25 protein-coding genes are annotated in these 21,282 nt (G+C 69.5%); 13 read left to right on the forward strand and 12 right to left on the reverse strand.

The genetic code is table 11. The annotated features are described in order from the left end of the window. Positions 1 to 143: 143 nt before the first annotated feature. Positions 144 to 1,232 (forward strand): threonine synthase, encoded by a 1,089-nt coding sequence (locus tag AB0M87_RS03680; protein WP_365849897.1) that lies wholly within the window; start codon positions 144 to 146, stop codon positions 1,230 to 1,232. Positions 1,233 to 1,571: 339 nt separating this feature from the next. Here the strand turns inward: AB0M87_RS03680 and AB0M87_RS03685 are convergent, their stop codons facing one another. From AB0M87_RS03685 to AB0M87_RS03695, 3 genes are read right to left on the reverse strand one after another with little or no spacing between them, the layout of a single operon-like run. Further along, entirely contained in the window at positions 1,572 to 2,123 is a 552-nt protein-coding gene (locus AB0M87_RS03685) for an isochorismatase family protein (protein WP_365849765.1), read from the reverse strand. 9 nt (positions 2,124 to 2,132) lie between these two features. Beyond that, positions 2,133 to 3,551 carry an MFS transporter gene (locus AB0M87_RS03690; RefSeq protein ID WP_365849766.1) on the reverse strand — a complete coding sequence of 473 codons (1,419 nt, stop codon included), beginning with the start codon at positions 3,549 to 3,551 and terminating at the stop codon, positions 2,133 to 2,135. Continuing rightward, positions 3,548 to 4,015 (reverse strand): MarR family transcriptional regulator, encoded by a 468-nt coding sequence (locus AB0M87_RS03695; protein ID WP_365849768.1) that lies wholly within the window; start codon positions 4,013 to 4,015, stop codon positions 3,548 to 3,550. The genes AB0M87_RS03690 and AB0M87_RS03695 overlap by 4 nt, the downstream gene beginning before the upstream one ends. Before the next feature lie 233 nt (positions 4,016 to 4,248). On the opposite strand from AB0M87_RS03695, the gene AB0M87_RS03700 reads away from it, so the two are divergent. Next, on the forward strand, positions 4,249 to 4,584 hold the full coding sequence (locus AB0M87_RS03700) for a YkvA family protein (protein ID WP_365849769.1): 336 nt from the start codon (positions 4,249 to 4,251) through the stop codon (positions 4,582 to 4,584). A 142-nt stretch (positions 4,585 to 4,726) separates the two neighbouring features. Here the strand turns inward: AB0M87_RS03700 and AB0M87_RS03705 are convergent, their stop codons facing one another. Together AB0M87_RS03705 and AB0M87_RS03710 are read right to left on the reverse strand one after the other, a co-directional pair. Further along, positions 4,727 to 5,374 carry an excalibur calcium-binding domain-containing protein gene (locus AB0M87_RS03705; RefSeq protein ID WP_365849770.1) on the reverse strand — a complete coding sequence of 216 codons (648 nt, stop codon included), beginning with the start codon at positions 5,372 to 5,374 and terminating at the stop codon, positions 4,727 to 4,729. Between the two features lie 64 nt (positions 5,375 to 5,438). Then, on the reverse strand, positions 5,439 to 5,945 hold the full coding sequence (locus AB0M87_RS03710; protein ID WP_365849771.1) for a MarR family transcriptional regulator: 507 nt from the start codon (positions 5,943 to 5,945) through the stop codon (positions 5,439 to 5,441). A gap of 105 nt (positions 5,946 to 6,050) precedes the next feature. Between AB0M87_RS03710 and AB0M87_RS03715 the strand changes: the two genes are divergently transcribed. The 4 genes from AB0M87_RS03715 (at position 6,051) to AB0M87_RS03730 (ending at position 8,317) form a co-directional block, all read left to right on the forward strand. After that, positions 6,051 to 7,094, forward strand: coding sequence for an SMP-30/gluconolactonase/LRE family protein (locus AB0M87_RS03715; protein WP_365849772.1), 1,044 nt, complete (start codon positions 6,051 to 6,053; stop codon positions 7,092 to 7,094). 151 nt (positions 7,095 to 7,245) lie between these two features. After that, a complete protein-coding gene (locus AB0M87_RS03720; RefSeq protein ID WP_365849774.1) occupies positions 7,246 to 7,608 on the forward strand; it encodes a DUF2089 domain-containing protein in 363 nt (120 codons plus the stop codon). Continuing rightward, positions 7,605 to 7,865 carry a hypothetical protein gene (locus AB0M87_RS03725; protein WP_365849775.1) on the forward strand — a complete coding sequence of 87 codons (261 nt, stop codon included), beginning with the start codon at positions 7,605 to 7,607 and terminating at the stop codon, positions 7,863 to 7,865. Before AB0M87_RS03720 ends, AB0M87_RS03725 begins: the two co-directional genes overlap by 4 nt. Positions 7,866 to 7,885: 20 nt before the next feature. Next, positions 7,886 to 8,317, forward strand: coding sequence for a hypothetical protein (locus AB0M87_RS03730; RefSeq protein WP_365849776.1), 432 nt, complete (start codon positions 7,886 to 7,888; stop codon positions 8,315 to 8,317). Between the two features lie 226 nt (positions 8,318 to 8,543). Here the strand turns inward: AB0M87_RS03730 and AB0M87_RS03735 are convergent, their stop codons facing one another. Beyond that, positions 8,544 to 8,924: a hypothetical protein gene (locus AB0M87_RS03735; protein WP_365849777.1), complete on the reverse strand. Its 381-nt coding sequence runs from the start codon at positions 8,922 to 8,924 to the stop codon at positions 8,544 to 8,546. 209 nt (positions 8,925 to 9,133) lie between these two features. Continuing rightward, positions 9,134 to 9,538 (reverse strand): ATP-binding protein, encoded by a 405-nt coding sequence (locus AB0M87_RS03740; RefSeq protein WP_365849779.1) that lies wholly within the window; start codon positions 9,536 to 9,538, stop codon positions 9,134 to 9,136. Between the two features lie 536 nt (positions 9,539 to 10,074). Here AB0M87_RS03740 and AB0M87_RS03745 point away from each other — a divergent pair. The 5 genes from AB0M87_RS03745 (at position 10,075) to AB0M87_RS03765 (ending at position 12,916) form a co-directional block, all read left to right on the forward strand. Beyond that, positions 10,075 to 10,941 (forward strand): helix-turn-helix transcriptional regulator, encoded by an 867-nt coding sequence (locus AB0M87_RS03745; RefSeq protein WP_365849781.1) that lies wholly within the window; start codon positions 10,075 to 10,077, stop codon positions 10,939 to 10,941. Beyond that, a complete protein-coding gene (locus AB0M87_RS03750; protein WP_365849783.1) occupies positions 10,938 to 11,189 on the forward strand; it encodes a DUF397 domain-containing protein in 252 nt (83 codons plus the stop codon). Before AB0M87_RS03745 ends, AB0M87_RS03750 begins: the two co-directional genes overlap by 4 nt. Positions 11,190 to 11,271: 82 nt before the next feature. Next, positions 11,272 to 12,090 carry an SAM-dependent methyltransferase gene (locus tag AB0M87_RS03755; RefSeq protein ID WP_365849785.1) on the forward strand — a complete coding sequence of 273 codons (819 nt, stop codon included), beginning with the start codon at positions 11,272 to 11,274 and terminating at the stop codon, positions 12,088 to 12,090. A gap of 288 nt (positions 12,091 to 12,378) precedes the next feature. Next, positions 12,379 to 12,645, forward strand: coding sequence for a type II toxin-antitoxin system Phd/YefM family antitoxin (locus tag AB0M87_RS03760; RefSeq protein WP_365849786.1), 267 nt, complete (start codon positions 12,379 to 12,381; stop codon positions 12,643 to 12,645). A gap of 7 nt (positions 12,646 to 12,652) precedes the next feature. After that, complete coding sequence (locus tag AB0M87_RS03765) at positions 12,653 to 12,916, forward strand: type II toxin-antitoxin system RelE/ParE family toxin (protein WP_365849787.1); 264 nt, start codon at positions 12,653 to 12,655, stop codon at positions 12,914 to 12,916. A gap of 260 nt (positions 12,917 to 13,176) precedes the next feature. Here AB0M87_RS03765 and AB0M87_RS03770 read toward each other — a convergent pair whose 3' ends face one another. The 3 genes from AB0M87_RS03770 to ychF form a co-directional block, all read right to left on the reverse strand. Continuing rightward, positions 13,177 to 13,674 carry an NUDIX domain-containing protein gene (locus AB0M87_RS03770; RefSeq protein ID WP_365849788.1) on the reverse strand — a complete coding sequence of 166 codons (498 nt, stop codon included), beginning with the start codon at positions 13,672 to 13,674 and terminating at the stop codon, positions 13,177 to 13,179. Between the two features lie 672 nt (positions 13,675 to 14,346). Next, complete coding sequence (locus tag AB0M87_RS03775; RefSeq protein ID WP_365849790.1) at positions 14,347 to 15,765, reverse strand: DUF234 domain-containing protein; 1,419 nt, start codon at positions 15,763 to 15,765, stop codon at positions 14,347 to 14,349. A 146-nt stretch (positions 15,766 to 15,911) separates the two neighbouring features. After that, positions 15,912 to 17,000 (reverse strand): redox-regulated ATPase YchF, encoded by a 1,089-nt coding sequence (ychF, locus tag AB0M87_RS03780; RefSeq protein ID WP_365849792.1) that lies wholly within the window; start codon positions 16,998 to 17,000, stop codon positions 15,912 to 15,914. Positions 17,001 to 17,321: 321 nt separating this feature from the next. Between ychF and AB0M87_RS03785 the strand changes: the two genes are divergently transcribed. Continuing rightward, a complete protein-coding gene (locus tag AB0M87_RS03785; protein ID WP_365849899.1) occupies positions 17,322 to 17,702 on the forward strand; it encodes a DUF6542 domain-containing protein in 381 nt (126 codons plus the stop codon). Positions 17,703 to 17,777: 75 nt separating this feature from the next. On the opposite strand, the gene ppgK is transcribed toward AB0M87_RS03785, so the two are convergent. Together ppgK and AB0M87_RS03795 are read right to left on the reverse strand one after the other, a co-directional pair. After that, positions 17,778 to 18,515, reverse strand: coding sequence for a polyphosphate--glucose phosphotransferase (gene ppgK / locus AB0M87_RS03790; protein WP_365849793.1), 738 nt, complete (start codon positions 18,513 to 18,515; stop codon positions 17,778 to 17,780). A 103-nt stretch (positions 18,516 to 18,618) separates the two neighbouring features. Continuing rightward, the gene (locus tag AB0M87_RS03795) at positions 18,619 to 19,599 is read right to left on the reverse strand and encodes a 4-hydroxy-3-methylbut-2-enyl diphosphate reductase (protein ID WP_365849795.1); all 981 of its coding nucleotides are present in this window, start codon (positions 19,597 to 19,599) and stop codon (positions 18,619 to 18,621) included. Between the two features lie 62 nt (positions 19,600 to 19,661). On the opposite strand from AB0M87_RS03795, the gene AB0M87_RS03800 reads away from it, so the two are divergent. Beyond that, positions 19,662 to 21,053: an APC family permease gene (locus AB0M87_RS03800; protein WP_365849796.1), complete on the forward strand. Its 1,392-nt coding sequence runs from the start codon at positions 19,662 to 19,664 to the stop codon at positions 21,051 to 21,053. The last annotated feature ends 229 nt before the right edge of the window (positions 21,054 to 21,282 follow it).

The following is a 21,282-nucleotide window of genomic DNA, read 5'->3' on the forward strand; positions in this document are numbered from 1 at the left end:
TGACAGACCGCAACAGCGTGGCAACCGTAGGTTGTCGACCGCAAGCGAAGGCCATGGCTTTACTCAAAGCGATGACCCCTCTTCATGCGGGGGCTTACCGGCAGTATGCCCCCCACGATTACGCTCGCCTGGTGAAGCCGCCCCTGTATCGCTGCCCCGCAGACGCCACCACCGCCCCCGTCGACACGGCCCCTTGGTGCTGCCCCCGCTGCCGGGGCCCCTGGGACCTGGACTTCGATGCCGAGGCCGTCCCGCTCGGCTCGCTCGGCGGGCGGGTCGGCTCGCTCTGGCGGTACGAGGAGGCCCTGCCGCTGCACGGTCCGGTCCCCGTCACTCTCGGCGAGGGCCGCACGCCGCTGGTACCGCTCACCGACGCAGTCTCTGCCAAGCTCGACTTCCTGATGCCGACGCTCTCCTTCAAGGACCGCGGCGCGGTGATGCTCGCCGAACTCGCCCGCAGGCTCGCCCCGCGCCGGGTCGTCGCCGACAGCAGCGGCAACGCAGGAACGGCGGTCGCCGCGTACTGTGCACGCGCCGGATTGCCCTGCACGGTGTACGTACCGGCTGCGACGTCCGCCAAGAAGACCGAGCAGATCCGGGCCCACGGAGCGCGCGTCGAACTCGTCCCCGGCGACCGGGAGGCCACTGCCACCGCCGCCCGTACCGCGGCCGACGCGCCCGGCACCTTCTATGCCTCGCACGTCTTCAACCCGTACTTCCTGCACGGCACCAAGACGTACGTCTACGAACTCTGGGAGGACCTGGGCGGCCGGCTCCCCGAGGTGATCGTCGTCCCCGTCGGCAACGGCACGCTGCTGCTGGGCGCCTCCCTGGCGATCGCCGAACTCCACTCCCTCGGCCTGATCACCGAACGCCCCGCGCTCTACGCGGTCCAGGCCGAGGCGGTTTCGCCGCTGGCCACGGCCTTCCACGCCGGAGCCGACGACCTGCCCGCCGAAACAGCCACCGCCCCCACCCTGGCCGAAGGCATCGCCATCCCCCGCCCACCGCGCGCCCGCCAGATCCTCGCAGCGGTAAGGGACTCCGGCGGTACGTTCCTCACCGTGCCGGAGGGCCGGATCCGCGCCGCCCAGCTGGACCTGGCAGCACGCGGCCTGTTCGTCGAGCCGACCGGCGTGGCCTGCTGGGCGGCGATGGCGACGGAGCCGCTCGGGGCGCGCCGGGCCGTGGTGCCGCTGTGCGGCGCGGGGGCGAAGACGGGACTGGCATGAACTACGGGGCCGGCTCTGCCTGCCGCTGAGCCATCCGCCCTGAGCGGCCCCAGCCGTCCCCGGGGACCCTCGTCCGTACGGCCACCCAGCCCATCGTCCGACCCCCGGCCCGCCCGGCCCGATCCAGCCTGCCCAACCCACTCCTGCCTGCCGAGCCCACTTCTGCCCGCCCAACCCGATCCAGCCGGTTCGGCCCCACCCAGCCCGTCCGGCGTTTGAGAACCGGGGGCCGGGGCGGAGCCCCCGCGTCGCGGAGCCGCACGATGTCACAGCGGGGAGGGGCGGGGAGGGGCAAGCTCCGCGCAGCGGCCACTGCCCATCCCCGCCCCCACACCCGACTCAGCCCAGCAACTTGACGATCGCCTCGGTGGTGTCCGTCTCGCCGAGCCGCGGAAACACCCGCTCCACCGAGTTGCGATGCGTCTCCGCATCCAGGTCGGTGATCGCGTCCGTAGCGATCGTCACGTGATACCCCCGCTCATGCGCCGACCGCGCCGTCGACTCGACACCGATCGCCGTGGCGATGCCCCCGACGACCACCTGCGTGATCCCCCGCCGCCGCAGCTGCATGTCGAGGTCGGTCCCGTAGAACGCTCCCCACGTCTGCTTGGTGACGACGATGTCGCTGTCCTGCCGGTTCAGCTCGGGGACGAGTTCGGCCCAGTCGGCGGGCGGCGTGCCCTGCCGGCCGGTCCCCTCGTTGCGGCCGGGGGCGCCGCCGGTGACCCGTACCAACACGACCGGCAGGTCGTGCTCGCGGAAAGCCGCGGCCAGCCGTGCGGCCCGCTCGACGACCTCCTCGGCCGGATGCACGGTCGGGTGCCCGACGATGCCCTTCTGCAGATCGACCAGGATCAGCGCGGTCTTCGGGTCAAGGGTGGTGGCAGTCATGGAGATGGCTCACTTTCGGTTGCGGGTACGGAGCGCCCGGTCGGAGACGGTCAGGGCGACAAGCGCCAGACCGAGGACTAGGGAGACGGCGGCCATCAGGTGCAGGCCGCCGTCGTCGGCCCGCTGCCCGTAGGCCAGGCCGATGAGGCTGGACGCCGTGATGGCGCCCAGATACTGCGCGGTCCGCTGCAGCCCCGCCGCCGAGCCGACGGCGTCGGCGGGCGCGTGCTGGTACACCGCGGCCTGGTTGCTGGTGCCGATGAGCCCCTGCGGGATGCCGAAGCACGCCCCGGCGAGCAGCAGCACGGCGAGCGGGGTCGCGCCGGAGGCGAAGAGCAGCACCGCGCTGCCCGCGGTGAGCAGTACGGCCGCGATCGTGAGCGGGGCGCGGATCCCCTTCGTACGGGCCCCGACCAGCGAACAGACCAGCGCGGTCACGGACATCGGCAGCATCAGCAGCCCGGTGTGCAGCGAGGAGAAACCGCGGCCCTCCTCCAGCCACTGGGTGAAGCCGTACATCACGCAGTAGATGACCAGGTAGGCGAGGCCGTGGCGCAGGTAGGTGCGGGCCAGCGCGTGGTCGCGGCCGAGCATCCGCAGGTCTATGAAGGGCCGCGGACAGCGAAGTTGCCACCAGGTGAGGACGGCGGAGAGCGCGGCCACCGGAATCAGCAGCCACCAGGCCGGATGGGCGAGGCCGAGCAGGAAGAAGACCAGCGCGGTGAGCGCCCCGCTGAACAGCACGATGCCGAGCGCATCGAGCCCGGCCGGCTCGCCGGGCGCCGCGGCGTGGTCGTTCTTGGGGATCCAGGCGACCGCGCAGCCGAAGGCGATCAGCGCGAGCGGCACGTTGACGGCGAAGATGGCGCGCCACCCCCAGGTGCCGACCAGCAGCCCACCGAGGGTGGGTCCCACCGCCGCGCTGCCGAGCGCAGCGAAGGAGAGCCGGCCCAGGACGGTACGCGGGGTTGGCCGGCCGAGCCTGCGCGACTCGGCGCGCAGTACGGCCATGGCGGCGGGGTAGGCGGCGGACGTACCGACCCCCAGCAGCAGCCGGGAGGCGATCAGCCAGCCGAAATCCGGGGCCAGCATGCCGACGAGGCCGGAGGCGGCCACCACGGCAAGACCGGCCAGGAAGACCCGGCGCGGCCCGATCGAGTCGGCGAGTCTGCCGAGCACCGGCTGGGCGACGGCGCTGGCGAGGTAGAGGATCGACACCAGCCATACGGTCCTGGCGGCTCCGATCCCGAAGTCATGGCCGATCGCCACCAGCGCGGTGGAGATCATGGTGGTGTTGAGCGGATTGAGCAGCGACCCCAGCAGCAGCGGGGCCGTCAGCCGCGCCCCGAACCCGGCCCCGGCCCCGGCATCCGGGTCCCTTCGGGCGACCGGTGCCTGCTGTCGCTGCGTCCCGGCGGCTGTCCTCACCGGTGCACCAACCGTTCGAGCAACGCCACCGCGTCGGCGAGCGTGCGGCGCTCGGTCTCGTCCAGTTCCTCGTCGATGGCCCGGGTGAGCCAGCCCCGCTTGTCGGCCCGCACACCCGCCAAGGTGCGGCGGCCGAGCTCGGTGACCGACATGACGGCCTGCCGTCCGTCGGTGGGGTCCGGCGCCCGCGCCACCAGCCCCTGGCTCTCCAGCGCCCCGACGGTCAACCGCATCGACTGCGGCCGCACCAGCTCGGCGCGCGCCAGCGCGGCGGTGGTGGACGGGCCCTCCCGGTCGAGCAGGGCGAGCGCGGACCGCTGGGAATGCGTGAGCTCGAGGTCCGGCGACGCTTGCCGCAGTCGGCGTGCCACTCGCCCGAGCGCTACCGCCAGTTCAGCTGCGACCTGGGCGGAGGTGGGGGTGGCGGCATGTTCGGTGGGGCTGTCGGCGGGGTGGTCGACCATGTCGCCACCGTACGATTTCGGCAGGCAGCCTTGCAAGTTGCCCTGTCCATCTTTCCGGACCGCGACCGGGCGATCTCCTCTTGCGGACCGCGACCGATCGATCTCCTCGTGCGAACCGCGGCCGGGCCCTCTCTCCCGGATCGCGACCGACCATGCCGCACCGTCTCCGAACGATCACCCGGCGCGACGTCCGCCCCGGCGTGGCTCCCCGCCCAGCGGGAATCCGTACCTCCATGAGCCACTCCACCGAAGCGCTGCTCGTGGTCGCCGCGCTCGCGTTCCTCGCGACCTTGGCGCTGACGGTCGTCCTCGCGATCCGCCTGGTCCGCGCCCGCCGTCACCTGCGCGACGCGGGCATCCCGCTCCACAACAAGCTCGCCTTCTGGGGCGCCCTGATCTACACCGTCAGTCCGGTCGACCTGCTGCCGGATCCGATCCTGCTGGACGACATCGGCGTACTGCTGTTCGCACTGCACTCCCTCCAGGGGGCGGCGCGGCGGGTATCCGCCCGGGACCCTGGACATGCGTCCGCGAATTTTGGCACCGTGGGGCAGCCGCCGGCCCGCTAATCCAACGCATGGCCGACACTCCGCTGGGGGTCCTCATGCCGCCCCGCGCAAGGTGCTGTGCCTGGCGGCGTTCAACGGTCGGAGCCAGGTCGTACTGCGGGGCTGCTGACCGAACCCGCCACGGGCGCCCGGCAGCCTGCGGTCAGTTGCCTTCGTAGTGCTCGCAGGCGATGCCGTCGCCGTCCCGGTCCAGCGCCGGTCGGTAGGCGGGGCTGCTGCGCGGAATGTCGTACACGCCGTGCCGATGAGCGTCGGTGCAGTTCTTGTAGGAGGCCGGTCCGGTCGGCTCGGGCCCGGTCACTTCGTGGATGTTCGCGCCGGTGATCTCCCCGCCGGACACCGACATGGTTCCTTCGAACACCTTGGCCGAGCCGTCCGTCTGCACCGCTTCGAGCTCCAGCGTGACGGTGTGGCCACTGCTCGACAGCACGGTGACATCGTCGTGCGCCAGCCCGGCGAACCCCGCCACAAACGCACTGTACGACGGAGCGAAGTGCCGCCCGCCCATGTTCCACGCCGTCCGGAAATCCTTCGCGTTGATGGCGGCGTAGTACGCGGTGACCGTATCGGCGGCGGACCGGCCGGCCGGCGGCGCCGTATGCGTGGACGCGGGCGGCTGGACCGTGACCGTGGCCCGGGACGACGGCGCGGCGGGGCTGCTCACGGTCCGGGTGACGGTGGCGGCTCCGGACGGTGTCGACGAGGAATCCGTACCGCCGCAGCCGACCAGTGCGACCGGCGCCGCCAGCAGGAACGCGGCGAGAAGAAAAAGGGCTCTGCGGTCCGACATGCCGATCTCCCAACCGTTCGTCGGTTCACCGTCGGCGATCGCGCGAACGCGAGCCCGGCTGCCCTCATGGTCCGCCGGTTCCGCGCCGGCCTCCACTCGGCGGCCGGCGCTCGGGCCGAGCGAAGCTCTCAGCAGGCCTGACCGATTCGAGGAGGTCCACGCAGCGGCCGAGCAGGGCGATGAGCGACTCCCGTTCCTCGGCGGTGAACTCAGCAGCGAGGGCGCGTTCGACCGGGACGGCCCGGGAGTCACCGTCGGCCACGACCCGCTCCCCCTCGTCGGTGAGCCGGGTCTCCAGCACGTTCCGGTGCAGTTCATGCCGGGTGCGCACGATCAGGCCGCGCTCCTGAAGATTCTTCAGCACGGTGTTCATCGTCGGCGGCGTGACCCCGCACGCCCTGGCCAGCCCGGCGGCCGAGGCGCCCGGTTGCTCGGAGAGAAACAGCAGGGCCCCGTACTGCGCGACGGTCAGTCCGGCCGGCTTGAGCACGGCCTGCTTGGTCGAGGCGAGGGCCTGTTCGGCGCGCTTGATGTGCGAGCCGATGCGCTCGGCGGCAGGCATGGACGTCATGACCGCATCGTAACGACCGTATCGACATGAGGACCTTGACGAGCATTAGGGTTCTAATTAGAGTTAGACCTCAAATACACCCTCCTACAGACAGCGAGAGGCACCATGCACCGTCATCTCCGGCACCACCCCCTGACCGTCTCCGTCCTGACGCTGGCCACCCTTCTGCCACTGACCGCCGCCGCTCACGCCGCGCCGCCCCGGTCCACGGACCGGGCCCAGGTCGCCGGGCAGGTCCGGAGCAGTACGCATCCCGGGATCCACACCGCGTACCGGCTGCCGGGTGACCGCGCGTACCCGGAAGGCATAGCCCGCGATCCGCGAACCGGCGATGTCTACGTGGGCTCGTTCGGCACCGGCGCGGTCTACCGGATCACCCCCGGCCACCCCGCCGCGAAGGTCTACCTGGGCGCCGGCGCCGACGGCAGGAACACCGCCAACGGCCTGAAGGTGGACCGCGCCGGCCGCCTGTGGGTCATCGACTCCACCGCGGGCGTCGCCGTCTACGACCTGCGGACCCGCGCCCTGCTCGCCCGGTTCGACGTGCCCGGCAGCGACGCGTCCTTCGTCAACGACCTGGCCATCGCCCCGGACGGCAGCGCTTATCTCACCGACAGCTCCAGAGCGGTGGTCTACCGCGTCACTCCCCGCCAACTGGCGAGCGCCGAGGCGCACGACGGACGCGCCACGCTCACCGTTGGTTTCGATCTCGCCGGCGCGCTCGCCCCGCATGCGCCGGACGCGTACACCCTCAACGGCATCGTCTCCGACCCATCGGGCCGTTATCTGCTGACCGCCGACTCGACCGGCGGCGACCTCTACCGTCTCGACCTTCGGTCCGGCGCCATCGCCCGGGTCGATCTGCAGGGCGGCAGCATGCCGCTGGCCGACGGACTCGAACTGCGCCGGAAGACCCTCTGGGTGGCTCACAACACCGGCAACGCGATCAGCCGTTGGCGCATCTCCGCCGACGGCACCCGGGCACACCGGGAGCGGCAGATCACCGATGCCGCCCTCCAGGTCCCCACCACCCTGGTCCACCAGGGCGGGCGCCTGCTCGTCGTTCGCTCACAGTTCGACAAGGGCGGCCCGCTGGGGCAGGGGACGCCACAGCCCCCGTTCACCGTCGCGGCGGTGAACGGGATCTGACGCTCGCCCGGCCGTGAAGCACACCAGCCGACCGCGATCTCCGGATATTTGAAGATCCACTGATAAAAATCAATGTTAATGCATTGACGACTTAATAAAGCCAATATACAAATGAACAGTGAGCGCGTCACCGAGAGCGAGGGAGCCGAGGGTGGACTGGCAGGAACTGACGGACCTGACGCACGGCCGGCCGTTCGTGGTCGAACGGGTCCGCCTCGCCGGCAGCGGCATTGCGATCGAGGGTCCGTTCGAGCCGCCCCAGCTGGCCCAACTCAGCGGCGATGATCAGGTGTTCATCACCGCGTTCGTACGGTCACACGGTTCGATCAAGGAGATGGAGCGGATCTTCGGGGTGAGCTACCCGACGATCAAGTCCCGCCTGAACCGGATCGCCGAGCGTCTCGACTTCGTCGATACCGACCCGGCGCCCACCGGCGCCGACGTCGTGGACCGCCTGCGGCAGGGGGAGATCAGCGTCCAGGAGGCGCTGGCCGAGCTGGAGAAGTCCCGATGATGCCCCACCTGGTGACGGTGCGCCATCGCCGTTCCGACGGCCGATGGCGACGGCTGTACGTCCCGGTCCTGCCGGTACTGCTGGTGCTGTCACCGCTGCTGTTGCTGATCGTGCCGGCCGGACTGGTCGCGTGCCTCGTCCTCCGAGTGAGCCCAGTGGGCGCGCTGCGCGGCGTCGGGCAACTGCTGTGGGCGCTGCCCGGCACCCGGTTCGAGATTGAGCAGGGCCGAACGGCCGTACTGGTAAGCATCCGATGAGTCAGAGGGGAAGAGCATCGATGAACGAGCAGCGCCGCCAGATCCTGCAGATGCTGGGCGAGGGCGAGATCACCGCGGACGAGGCCGAGCGGCTGATCGACGCCCTCGCACGGCAACAGCCCGAGTCGCCGCAGGGAACCGCCACCCGCGCGAAACCCCGACCCAAGTACCTGCGCGTGGTGGTGAGTTCGGAGGACCCCGCAGACGGCGACGGGCCGAGCCGGGTCAACATCCAGATCCCGCTGCAGCTGCTGCGCGCCGGGGTCCGGCTCGCGAGCCTTCTCCCCCCGCAGGCGCTCACCAGGGCCAACGCTGAGCTGAAAAGGTCAGGGGTACCGATCGACCTCACCGAGCTCAAGCCGCAGCACCTCGAGGAGTTCATCGAGCAGCTCGACGACGTCGTCGTCGACGTCGACGACCCGGACGGAAAGGTCCAGGTCTTCTGCGAGTGACACCGTCACGGCGGCGGCCGGTCGGCAGCCGCAGGCGTTCGACGCGTCGCGGTGGGCGCTCACGACCACGCGGATGTGGCCCGGTCCGCCGCACGGGTCAGGCCATCCGAGGCAAGACCAGCCGCCAGGGTCAGTAGCGATAACGAGCCGCGCAAGAATGATCAAGTGATGGCTCTGCGCCGCGCCCACCGCGCATGCCTGCAACGCGCGACCCCGCCGGGCGGGATCACCGGGCCTCGACGCCCCGCGATGACAAAGGCGCCCAGGTGTACCGGACGCGCACGCCCTGATCGCGGAGCCAGGCGGCCTCGCGGTGCCGGAGTTCGCGCGCGGACTCCGGGGCGATGGCGCTGGGCCAGCGGACGAGCACCGCGGTGACGTGGCCCGTCTGTGCCAGCTGTCTCACCCGACGCCACCCTCTGCGCTGGGCCGGGTCGGGCTCCCCGTACGTGTCGGTGACGACCTCGGCGATCGTCAGTCCGCGCTCCCGGGCGAACGCGCGGCCTTCTGTCTGCGCGCGCTGCGTGGCTTCCCCGGGCGGGCTCGGGGCTCGGTCGGCGCATACGTACAGCACGACGGGAGAGGCGGTTTCACCGTGCGGAGTCATGGGCGCCTTCTGTGGAGGGGTCGGGGAGAAGGGGTCGCCCGCCGCGCGAAGGAGATGCAGCGGGGCCGTGCGGTCGCCGCCGTTGGACGGAGCAGTGGTCCGGTGCGCAACCGGCCGGTTCCCGACCGCGCTGCATTCCGGCCACGCGGCATCCCGGCCGGCGCTGCCGGGATGCGCGCCGCGTTCGGCGCCGTCCGATGTCCACGGCGTCACGGGTGGGCCGTCAACTCTGCCCAGACGAACCGGCCTTCGACCCGCGTCGACCGGGCGGAGCCCCAGCTGTCCGCGAGTTGCTGGACGAGGAACAGCCCTCGCCCGTTCTCCTCACCGGGGCCGGCGTGGCGCTCGGGCGGGCGGACCGGCGTACTGCCCTCGTCGTGGAGTTCGATGCGCAGGCGCCGCTCCTCGCCGGTCAGCGTGAGGCCGCACAGGACCTGACCGCTGTCGGTGTGGAGTACAGCGTTCGTGGTCAGCTCGGAGACCAGCAGCACCGCGTCGCAGCATGTGTCGCCGGGCAGCTTCCAAGCACGGAGCCGGTCGCGCACGGTGTCGCGGGCGGATCTCGCGCTGGTACGCAGGCCGGGCAGGCCGAACCAGTACTCCCGGCGCGCCACGGTCCTGACCAGTTCCTGTCCGGTCGATCTAGTCGGATCAGCCCGGGGCGTCCGGTGCGGTGCATCGCAAGGCGCCGAAGTGTCCGCAGGGTGGTTTCCCGTGGGCATTTCGGCAACGCGGCGAGGTGCGGTGCCAGGCGTTCCGGGCCCGGCGAAGATCGGCCGGACAGGACCTAAAGCGGGGGTCGAGGCCGGGGCTGAGGACAGGGGCAGAGTCACGGATGTCGCCTTCCAGTGCCCTTCGGGGGCGGGCGCGGCGTGGGGGTTCGGGCTGCAACTCGAGCAGTGAGAGGCGTATGCCGAGGCAAGCGCCCGGCGGTGGGGGACCGAACGACGGCATCAGCCTCACGCCTGCCGTCCGGGCCGGATCCTGCGTCAGAGGTGCGACTTGACCGCTCACACAGCAACTATGCGCGTGATCGCACTCACACTGCAACCGACTTGGTGATAATTTCAGCAGCACGGGTATCACCCTGGCGTCCGGATCAAGTCAGTGTCAGAATGGACTTATTGACGGACCCTCAGGAGGTTTGGGCGTGAGCGAAGCCCGTTCCGGCACCAGCGCGCCGACAGTCCTGCGCATGATCCTCGGCCGCCGGCTACAGGACATGCGGGTTGGCGCCGGTGCCTCGCTGGAGGACGCGGCGAAGGCACTGCGCGTCAAGGCCCTGACGATCCGCCGGCTGGAGAAGGCCGAGGTCGCACTGAAGCCTCTCTACGTGGAGAAGCTCCTGGAGACCTTCGGCGCGGACCGCGAGGAGATCGACGAGTTCATCGACCTGGCCGAGCAGGCCAACAAGCCCGGTTGGTGGCACTCCTATCGCGACGCCGTCCCCAGCTGGTTCACCGCCTACGTCAGCCTGGAGACCGGCGCCAAGACCCTCCGCACCTATGAACCCCAGTACGTCACCGGCCTTCTGCAGACCCCCGACTACGCGCGCGCCGTGCTGCGCGGCGGTTTGCCGAACGGCAGCGAGGAGGAGCTCACACGCCGCGTGGAGTTGCGGCTGCGCCGCCAGAGCCTGCTGGAGCGAAAGGACGCGCCCACGTTGTGGGTGGTCATGGAGGAAGCCGTCCTGCACCGGGCGGTGGGCAGCCCTCAGGTGATGCGAGAGCAGCTCGAGCGGCTCCTTGACGTCTCCGAGCTCGCGCACGTCAGCCTCGACATCGTGCCCTTCACCGCGGGTGCGCATGTCGGCGCGTGCGCCCCGTTCACGTATTTCCGGTTCGAGGAACCCGAGTTGCCCGACATCGTCTACAGCGAACTCCTGTCGGCGTCCGTCTACCTCGACCAGCGCGCGGACGTCGTCTCCCATCTCGAGGCGCATTCCCGCATGGCGCTGCTGACGTCGTCGGAGGACAGCAAGGCGCTCTTGAACCGCATGCGCAAGGAGTACTCATGACGACCACCGGCGAGGGCGTCTACAACGGCATGCCGGCCCGCGATCTCGGCGAACAGGGCTGGGAACGCCCTTGGAGCGGACCGAACGGCGGTCAGTGCGTCGAGACCAAACAACTCACCGACGGCCGCGTGGCCGTCCGGCAGTCGACGGACCCGGCCGGTCCGGCGCTGATCTACGCGCCGGAGGAGATCGCCGCGTTCGTCCGCGGAGTCAAGGAGGGCCTGGCCGATCACCTGACCGCCGGGTGAACCGGCGGTGGGCAGCAGGGACAACGACACCGGTCCCGTTCCCGGCCTGCGGGCCGACAGACACACACGTGAAGGGGAGAACATGACCACCAGGCACGCCGGCCGGGATCTCGACACGAGCAGGGCGCACTCGGCCCGGATGTACGACTACTTTCTCGGTGGCAAGGACCACTTCGAAATCGACGAGGCGGCGGCCCTGGCAGCCGCTGAGGCCCACCCGGGTCTCTACCTGACCGCCCGCGAAAACCGCGCGTTCATGCAGCGGGCCACCCATGTGCTGGCGCAGGAGCACGGCATCCGCCAGTGGCTCGACATCGGCACGGGCATCCCGACCGAGCCCAACCTGCACCAGATCGCCCAGTCCGTGGTGCCCGAGGCCCGCGTCGTGTACGCCGACAACGATCCCCTCGTCCTCAAGTACGCCGAACGCCTCATGCGCAGTACGACGCAGGGACGCACGGCCTACGTCGAGGCCGACGCCACCGACCCCGAGGCACTGCTGAGCGCCGTGGAGGACGCCGGGGTCCTGGACTTCGACCAGCCCATCGCCCTCTCCCTCAACGCGCTCATGCACTTCATCACCGACCCGCACGACCCGTACAGCATCGTCCGCCAACTGCTCGACCCGCTCCCGGTGGGCAGCGCCCTCGCCATGAACCACTGCACGCCCGACTTCGACCCCGACACCTGGAACCAGGTCGCAGAGGCCTACACGAACTCCGGGTCGCCGGTGCAGTTCCGTTCGCACAGCGAGGTCAGCCGCTTCTTCGACGGGCTCGACCTGATCGAGCCCGGCATCTGCTGCTGCCACCGCTGGCGGCCCGGCAAACCGGCCACGGACGGTCCGGAGATCGCGGACGCCCAGATCAGTCTGTTGGCAGGCGTAGGCATCAAACGCTAGCCGGAAGGGCCCGGCTCCGAGGAGTCGGAGCCCTTCCCACCTGCACGTTTGCCAGATCAGCGACTGGGGGTAGGGGATCCGCTACTTGTCGAAGCGGAATCCGTCATACAGAGCTCCCACCTGAGACAACGCAGTTCCGGAGGGGCTACCCCAGCACGGTGGCCCCGTCCCAGCACCATGCTGCTCTGAGGCCCTCTTGCGCACCCCCCGACGCATCTGGCCCGCACTCACTCGAGCTCACCCCCGCCACCGTTGTGTACACATGGAACACTCGGTACCCTTGGGCGCATGACGCAGATGCCCATAGAGTCCATCCGTGACGTCCGCGCGCACCTTGCCGAAGTCGTCGAGCGAGCCGATCGCGATGACCAGCCCACCGTGATCACGCGACGAGGAAAAGAAGTCGCCGCCGTCGTCTCGATCGATGTCTTGCACAAGTACCAACAGTGGGAAGAGCGCGAGATCAATCGCATCATCGACGAGCGGATGGCGAACCGCTCGGCCGGCGCCCCCATCGAGGACATCATGAAGGAGACGCTGGCACGCAGTGAATGAGACCGGCGTGAGTGAGTACCGCACCGTTTTCCGGCCCGAGGCGCAGGCCGAGCTTCGCAAAGTCCCCCGCGACATGGCGCTGCGCATCCTGGCCAAGCTGACGGAACTGGAGAGCGACCCGCTCGGGTTCAGCACCACGGCGCTCGTGTCCCAACCCGAGCGCCGTCTCCTCCGGGTCGGCGACTACCGCGTCATGTACACCATCGACAACGGCGAGCTGATCGTGTGGGTCGTTCATGTCGGACACCGCTCCACGGTCTACGAGACGTGAGGTCCCGTCCGCGGCTCACTGCGGGCTGTCGATCGCCCACCCCCTCCACCTCCGCGACCACACCGGTTACGCCCCCGCCGAGCAGCGCCGGTGGGCGGACCTCCGCTGCGCCTTCGCCAACGGGTGGACACAGCCGGAGCCAAGCCGGCGGACTGAAGACAGGTCCATCGATAACCCCTGGTGTCATGCTCCAAAGAGTTTGACGAAATTAATGCATGACGCGACAAATACTGCTTTGAAACTGTCATGCAAGACCGAGGTCAACTCCACCCGTCAAGCGATACCTGAAAACTTCCGCTCAGGTACTTCTGAAGAGCATGGGCGGTTGTATGGACAAACGCCTCAGGGATGGCATGGGCGTCGACCCAGCGGACCTGGGAGTGCTTGCGGGGTTCGCGGTTCTCCGGCTCGCCAGTCCATTCGTCGGCGGCGAAGACAAGGGTGAGGAAGCCGTTGGGGGCTTCGACGCCCCGGGCACTGTGGATGATGTGGGCGACCTTGAGGGACCCGGGCTCCACGATGAGACCGGTCTCCTCGTAGAGCTCTCGGACCGCGGTTTCGGTGATGGGTTCGCCGGGCTCGCTCTTGCCGACGGGGAGGTCCCACATGCCCTGGGCGAACTTGGCGTTCTCACTGCGTTGGAGGAGGACGACGCGGTGGGTGACCTTGTCGTGGACGATGACGGCCGCGACCAGCAGGGTCATCGATTCGAGCGCCGGCTCGAGGGCTTGGGAGCAGTCGTCGGTCTGCTGGGCCACGGTGTTCCCTTCGGCGGGCGGTCGTTGGGCATGCTAAGGGCTGTCCCGGGCACGGTGGGCGAGATCAGCGGCACCGGGAACGCGGCGGCCACCTCGTGGAGGTACGGGAGTGGGCGGCCCTGCAGTCGCGCACGAATGAAGCCATGGACGCCCTCTAGCGCCGCCAAGGGCGCAACCGCGCGGAGGCGGGCCCGTGTCCTGCCCCGCGGACCCGCCTCATCTGTGAGGGTCCACCTGCACGGGCGACGCCTGGCAGCGTCCGTAAGCGGTTGAGCTGCCTGCCCAGCATCGCAGTCGCCCCGCCGGCTCCGACGCGGGTCCTGGCGGCCCGCGCTCGTCGGCCGATCGGAGATGCGCCAGCTCAAGACATCAGCCGCGCACTCCATGCGGACCACAAAGGCCGCCCAACCCACCCCGCAGCAAATCAGACAGACTTTCGCCGAACGTATGAGACGTTGAAACGGAACTCCACCACAAGGCTTTGACCTGCAGGTATGCGGCGTCATCCCAGAACCATCCCAGCACGGGATTCACGACAAAGTACGAGAGGGCTCAGGATCGCCAACGCCACACAACAGCGTCGGCAAGGGGTCGATGTCCGAGGGACTTCTCCTCAACATCTGCGGCCTGATCGCGCTCACCAACTCCCGCGCCTCGCCTGCAATCCACCACTCACAGCGGCCAAGCGGTAAGCAAGTCACCGGGGCCGTAGACGGCATCGAGGCCCGGAGAGTCGACGCCGCTGCGCGAGACCGCCACGACGGGAACGGGTTCGTCGGTGAGGGCGGCCCGGTGTCGATGGAGAGCGGCCAGGTCGTGCCGGTCGAAGGGTGACTGCTCCAGCCACTTGATGGAACCCACGAAGAGAAGCTCCTTGGCGATGGGGGCGCGGTCCGCCCCGACGATGTCGATCTCGACGTCGTTGGTGCGGGTCCAATAGCCGCCCACCGCGGGCGCGGCGGGGAGCCGGTCGTCGGGCAGTATCCGCGCCAGGGCCTCCCGGACAAGGGGCTCGACGGCCCGGCCGCGCCAGCTGGTCCAGTTCTCCCGGATGCGCGCCAAGGTCAGATCACCTCGCCCCCGTTCGATCTCCTCCATGGAGGGGCCGAGCAGGTACAGCCAAAACCGCAGGTAGGGATCTGTCACCCGGTAGCGGCGATCCTTCGACGGACGCAGTGATACGGGCAGCTCTGCGGCGACGATCCGTTTGTCGGTAAGCAGTTCCAGCGCTCGCTGCAGCGGCGTGGCCCCGATCCCGCCGGCTGCACGGGCGATGTTGGTGAAGGTCCGCTCACCACTCCCAATGGCCGCCAGCACTGTACGCGCCTGGGCTTGCGGGGGGAATTCGGCAGCCAGCGAGCGCTCGGCGGACACCAGCAGGGCCGAGACCGGATCACTCAGCGCCTCGCCGAGGAAGTCCCACAGCCCCTCCCCTCGCGACCACTCCGCGCAGATCAGCGGCAGCCCGCCAGTGACCAGCGCGGCGTCGAAGGCTTCCGCCGGTTCCAGATCGAGCATCCTCCCCACCTCAGCGGGGTTCAGCGGCCCCAGCACCATCTCCCGGCCGCGCTGATGGAAGGGGCGTCCATAGCTGTTCAGAGCCTCCATCATCGACAGATCGGAGCCAATGAGAACCAGCAGCACCGGCTTGGTCTCCAGTACCCGGTCCCAGGCCCGTTGCAGCATCCCCTCAAAGGCGCCATCGGCGTCCATCAGGTACGGCACCTCGTCGATGACCAGCACGCTCGCCCGGTCGGCGGGCAGGGCCGCAGCCAGCACATCGAACGCGGCGTCCCAGCTCTCCGGCCGCGCGGCTGCCACCAGCCCCGCCAACGGCAGCGTCGACGCTTGGGCGTCACGGGCCAGCCGTGCCAAATCATCCCTGGGGGACGCACCGGTCGCCGCGTAGAACAAGAACGGGGCTCCGGAGTGCTCCGCAAACCGCTCAACCAGTCGCGACTTGCCCACCCGGCGCCGCCCACGGAGCATCACAGACCGACCGGGCCGCTGCCCGCCGACCCCTGCCGCCACCTTCTGCAGCTCTCGCTCCAGCGTCGCCAGCTCCTGCCGACGGCCTACGAAATCCACCACGCCCGTCGACCTCCACGCACGCCACTAACAACGATGTTAGTAACATAGAGGTTAGCGCATGGCCTTCGCCAGTTGTCGCTCTCGGTCACGGGCTCTGCTCATATTCGGAGGCCGCCTCAGCCCGGGGATTGGTGCCAAGTCACCGGCTAGACATTGAACCGGAACTCCACCACGTCCCCATCCTGCATCACATAGTCCTTGCCCTCCATGCGGGCCTTTCCCTTCGCGCGGGCCTCGGCGACCGAGCCGGTTTCCATCAGGTCGGCGAACGAGATGACCTCGGCCTTGATGAAGCCCTTCTGGAAGTCGGTGTGGATCACACCGGCCGCCTCGGGGGCGGTCGCGCCCTTCTTGATGGTCCAGGCGCGGGACTCCTTGGGGCCTGCCGTCAGGTAGGTCTGGAGGCCCAGGGTGGCGAAGCCGACGCGGCCGAGGGTGGCCAGGCCGGGCTCCTCCTGGCCCATGGACTGGAGGAGTTCGAGGGCCTCCTCGTCGTCGAGTTCGATCAGCTCGGACTCGATCTTGGCGTTGAGGAAGATCGCTTCGGCGGGGGCGACCAGGGCGCGCTGCTCGTTCTTGAAGTCCTCGTCGACCAGCTCGTCCTCGTCGACGTTGAAGACGTAGAGGAAGGGCTTGGTGGTGAGGAGGTGCAGCTCGTGCAGGAGGCGGCCCTGCTCGGTGGACGCGGTGATGCCCTTCGCGAAGAGGGTGTCGCCCGCCTCGAGGATGTTCTGGGCGGCCTCGACCGCGGCGAGGACCGCGACCTTGTCCTTCTGGAGGCGGGATTCCTTCTGCAGGCGCGGGATCGCCTTCTCGACGGACTGCAGGTCGGCGAGGATCAGCTCGGTGTTGATGGTCTCGATGTCGTCCTTGGGCGAGACCTTGCCGTCCACATGGACGACGTTCTCGTCCTTGAAGGCGCGGATGACCTGACAGATCGCGTCGGACTCACGGATGTTCGCCAGGAACTTGTTGCCCAGGCCCTCGCCCTCCGAGGCGCCGCGCACGATGCCGGCGATGTCGACGAAGTCGACCGTCGCCGGGATGGTCTTCTGCGAGTCGAAGACCTCGGCGAGCTTCGTCAGGCGGGCGTCGGGGACACCGACGACGCCGACGTTCGGCTCGATGGTGGCGAACGGGTAGTTGGCCGCCAGCACGTCGTTCTTGGTCAGGGCGTTGAACAGGGTCGACTTGCCGACATTCGGCAGACCGACGATTCCGATCGTGAGCGACACGTTGGCGACTTCCCGTAGCGAGAGCTGATGGACTCGGCCCGGAGGTGGGCCGATCCCCCAGTTTACGGGCGTGTCGTGCGCGGCTCGGCGCCCCGTGGCGTCGAACGCATCGCCAAGCTCGTCCAAAGGGCGTGTCCAACGCCGGATTCCTCCCACCTTGCGACCTAACGTGGTCCGGTGGAGCAGCAACCGAGTATGCGTACCTCTCGGCCCGACGGGCCCCCCGACAAGAGAATCGCGGCGACGACGACAGCCCCCGCGACCGTCTACCGGGCATCCGCGTCCCGAGCGGGGCGGCCGGTGCCGCCCGTGGTGCTGGCGATGCGGCGGATGCCCAATCCACGGCTGACCGGCCTCGGCGGCGGGCTGTTCTCCTGTGCGGTGATGTTCATGGTCGGCTGCCTGGACTCGCTGCTGTTCGACGGCGCACCGTTGATGTACGGGCTGCTCTTCGTGCCGGTCGGCGCGCTGACCGCGCTGTGGGTGCGCACCGCCGACCTGGTCACCGCGCCGATCAGCGTGCCGATCGCTTTCGCGTTCGGCGCCCTGCCGATCACCGACAGCGGGGGGCTCGGCGGCCGGATCACGGCTCTGATCACCGTCCTCGCGCTGAACGCGGGCTGGCTGTACGGCGGGACGCTGGTCGCCGGGGTCATCGCGAGCGTACGGAAGGTACTGCACATCCGGCGGCGCTACCGCTGACGGGGACCGGGTTCCGGACCGCCGACCCCGGCCACTGACCTGGGCCGCTGACCCGGGCAGGGCGGTCGGGCACGGTCAGCCGCTGGACGCCGCCATCGCCGCACCCACGATGCCCGCGTTGTTCTGCAGCCGGGCGGGGACGATCTCGGCGCTGATGCCCTCGATGAGCGGAAGGAACTTCTCCGCCTTGCGGCTCACGCCGCCGCCGATGATGAACAGCTCCGGCGAGAAGAGCATCTCCACATGGGCCAGATACTTCTGCACCCGGTGCGCCCAGTGCTGCCAGCTCAGGTCCTCGTCCTCCTTGGCCTTCGTCGAGGCGCGGGTCTCCGCGTCGTGGCCGTGCAGTTCGAGGTGGCCGAGCTCCGTGTTGGGTACCAGGCTGCCGCCGTGGAAGACCGCCGAGCCGATGCCGGTGCCGAAGGTGAGCAGGATGACGGTGCCCTTGCGCTTGCTGCCCGCTCCGAAGGTCATCTCCGCGATGCCTGCCGCGTCGCCGTCGTTGAGCACGGTGACGGGCAGGCTCAGCCGGTCGCTGATGAGCTTCGCCGCGTCGATGCCGATCCAGCTCCGGTCGACGTTGGCCGCGGTGCGGACGGTGCCGTCCGTCACGACACCGGGGAAGGTGATCCCCACCGAGCCGGACCAGGAGAAATGCCGGACGACCTCGACCACGCCGTCGACGATGCGGTCGGGGGTGGCCGGATGCGGGGTCAGCACCTTGTGGCGGGCCTGGGCCAGGTCTCCGCGGTCCAGGTCAACGGGAGCGCCCTTGATCCCTGATCCGCCGATGTCCACACCGAAGATCTGCATGGCCCAACGTTACGACGCGGAGCAGGCCGTTATGTAGCGGATGGCTGTACGTAGCGGATGGCTGCCTTGCCGCGGCCTGTGCACAGCGGCCCCGGCCCGGCCGCTACTCGCCGGACAGCTCGGCCGCCTCGGCGCGCAGGTCGCGGCGGAGCTCCTTGGGCAGCGAGAAGGTGATCGACTCCTCGGCGGCCTTCACGATCTCCACGTCGCCGAAACCGCGCGCGGCCAGCCAGTCCAGTACGCCGTCGACCAGGATCTCCGGGACCGAGGCACCGGAGGTGACACCGACCGTGGTGACGCCGTCCAGCCAGGCCTCTTCGAGCTCGCCGGCGAAGTCGACGAGGTGGGAGGCGCGGGCGCCGGCGCCGAGGGCGACCTCGACCAGCCGTACCGAGTTCGACGAGTTCTTGGAGCCGACGACGATGACCAGATCGGCGTCGGAGCCCATCTGCTTCACCGCGGTCTGGCGGTTCTGGGTGGCGTAGCAGATGTCGTCGCTGGGCGGCGAGATCAGCTGGGGAAACTTGGTCTTCAGTGCGTCGACCGTCTCCATCGTCTCGTCGACCGAGAGGGTTGTCTGGGAGAGCCAGACCACCTTCGACTCGTCGCGGACGCTGACGTTGGCGACGTCCTCGGGTCCGTCGACCAGCGTGATGTGCTCGGGCGCCTCTCCGCTGGTGCCGACGACCTCCTCGTGGCCCTCGTGACCGATCAGCAGGATGTCGTAGTCGTCGTTCGCGTACCGGACGGCTTCCTTGTGGACCTTGGTGACCAGCGGGCAGGTGGCGTCGATGGTGGCGAGCTTGCGCTGGGCGGCCTCGTCGTGGACGACCGGTGCGACACCGTGCGCGGAGAACACCACGATGGAGCCCTCGGGGACCTCCTGCGTCTCGTCGACGAAGACGGCGCCCTTCTTCTCCAGGGTCTGCACGACGTACTTGTTGTGGACGATCTCCTTGCGCACGTAGACGGGCGCACCGTACTGCTCGAGGGCTTTCTCGACGGCGATCACGGCACGGTCCACGCCGGCGCAGTACCCACGGGGCGCGGCGAGGAGGACACGGCGGGCGGTCGTAGCAGTCATGCCGTCCATCGTAAGGCCGTGCAGGAGGGGCCGGGGTGCCGCATTGCGGGAAGACTGCCTGCATGACTACGGACAGCGGTGGTGCGAGCAGCGCGGTGAAGGAGCCGACCCTACGGCGGGAGCTGGGCTTCCGTGACCTTGTGGTCTACGGGCTGCTCTTCATCGCGCCCATGGCCCCGGTCGGCATCTTCGGGACGCTCGACGCGAAGTCGCAGGGTGCCGTCGCGCTGGTCTACGTGCTGGCGACCGTCGCCATGGCCTTCACCGCGTTCAGCTACGCACAGATGGTGCGGGTCGTTCCGCGAGCCGGTTCGGTGTTCGCCTACGCCACCAAGGGACTCGGCAGGGGCCCGGGTTTCATCGCCGGGTGGATGGCGCTGCTCGACTATCTGCTGATCCCCGCGGTCGCGTACCTGTTCTCCGGGATCGCGATGAACTCGCTGGTGCCCTCGGTGTCGCGGTGGGTGTGGACGGCGATCGCCGTGGTGGTGACCACGCTGCTGAATCTCTGGGGGGTGAAGGCGGCCGCCCAGGTGGGCTTCGCGGTGCTGGCGTTGGAGATCGTGGCGCTGGTGGTGTTCGTGGCGGCGGCCGTCGTGGTGCTCGCGGAGGGGGCGGAGCGGCGCGGCTGGCTGACCCCGTTCACCGGCGACGCGGGGTTCTCCATGAGCGCCGTGGTGGGGGCGGTCTCGATCGCGGTGCTCTCCTATCTGGGGTTCGACGCGATCGCCGCGTTCGCGGAGGAGGTCACCGGGGGTTCGGCGCGGGTGGCGCGGGCGGTGCTGTTCTGTCTGGTGCTCGCGGGGGTGCTGTTCATCGTGCAGTCGTATCTGGCGGCGGTGCTCGAGCCCCTGTCGTCGTCGCAACTGGCTGCGAAGCCGGTCGCCCAGGGCTCGGCCTTCTACGACACGGTGGATGCGGCCGTCGGCAGCTGGCTGCACGACCTGGTAGCGGTGAGCAAGGCGATCGGTGCCGCGTTCGCCGCGCTGGCGGGTCAGGCCGCCGCGGGCCGGCTGCTCTTCGCGATGGGCCGGGAGCGGCGGCTGCCGCGGCTGCTGTCGAGGGTGAGCGCCTCCTCGGGGGTGCCGCGGATCGCGGTGTCGCTGGCCGCGGTGATCACGCTGCTGGCCGCGGTGTGGGCGGCCCGGCGCGACGACGGCCTCGACCGGCTGGTGTCGGTGGTCGACATCGGGGCGCTGACCGCCTTTTTCCTGCTGCACGCCTCGGTGGTGGGTTGGTTCGCGGTGCGCCGGCTGGGCGGTCCGGTGCGGTGGTGGCGGCATGTGGTGGCCCCGGTGGTGGGGGCGGCCATCATCGTCGCGGTGATCTGGGAGGCGTCGGGGGCGGCGCTGGTGGTGGGAGCGGTATGGCTGGTGGTGGGGCTGGTGATGGTGTTCGTGACGCTGCGGCGGGACTCGTCCGAAACGCCGGACCGGGTCCGACCACCGAAGTGAATCTGCACACCGATCACTCGGGCGCCACACGATCTTCGCTGCTTCTTGGCGTACCGACCACCAGGTCACGCCGCCCGCGGGGGAGGACCCGGCCGATCGGCCCGCGTGTGAAGGGCCGGAAACGCGCACCTTTCGGTGCTGCGGAGAATGTGCCACCACTTCATGGACGAACCGACACGTGAACTGCCGCCCGAGAAGAAGAGATTCACGGGAGCAATCCAGCATGTTG

Origin of the sequence: Streptomyces sp. NPDC051320, assembly GCF_040682175.1 — a bacterium.
In the GTDB taxonomy this organism is placed as follows: Bacteria; Actinomycetota; Actinomycetes; order Streptomycetales; family Streptomycetaceae; genus Streptomyces.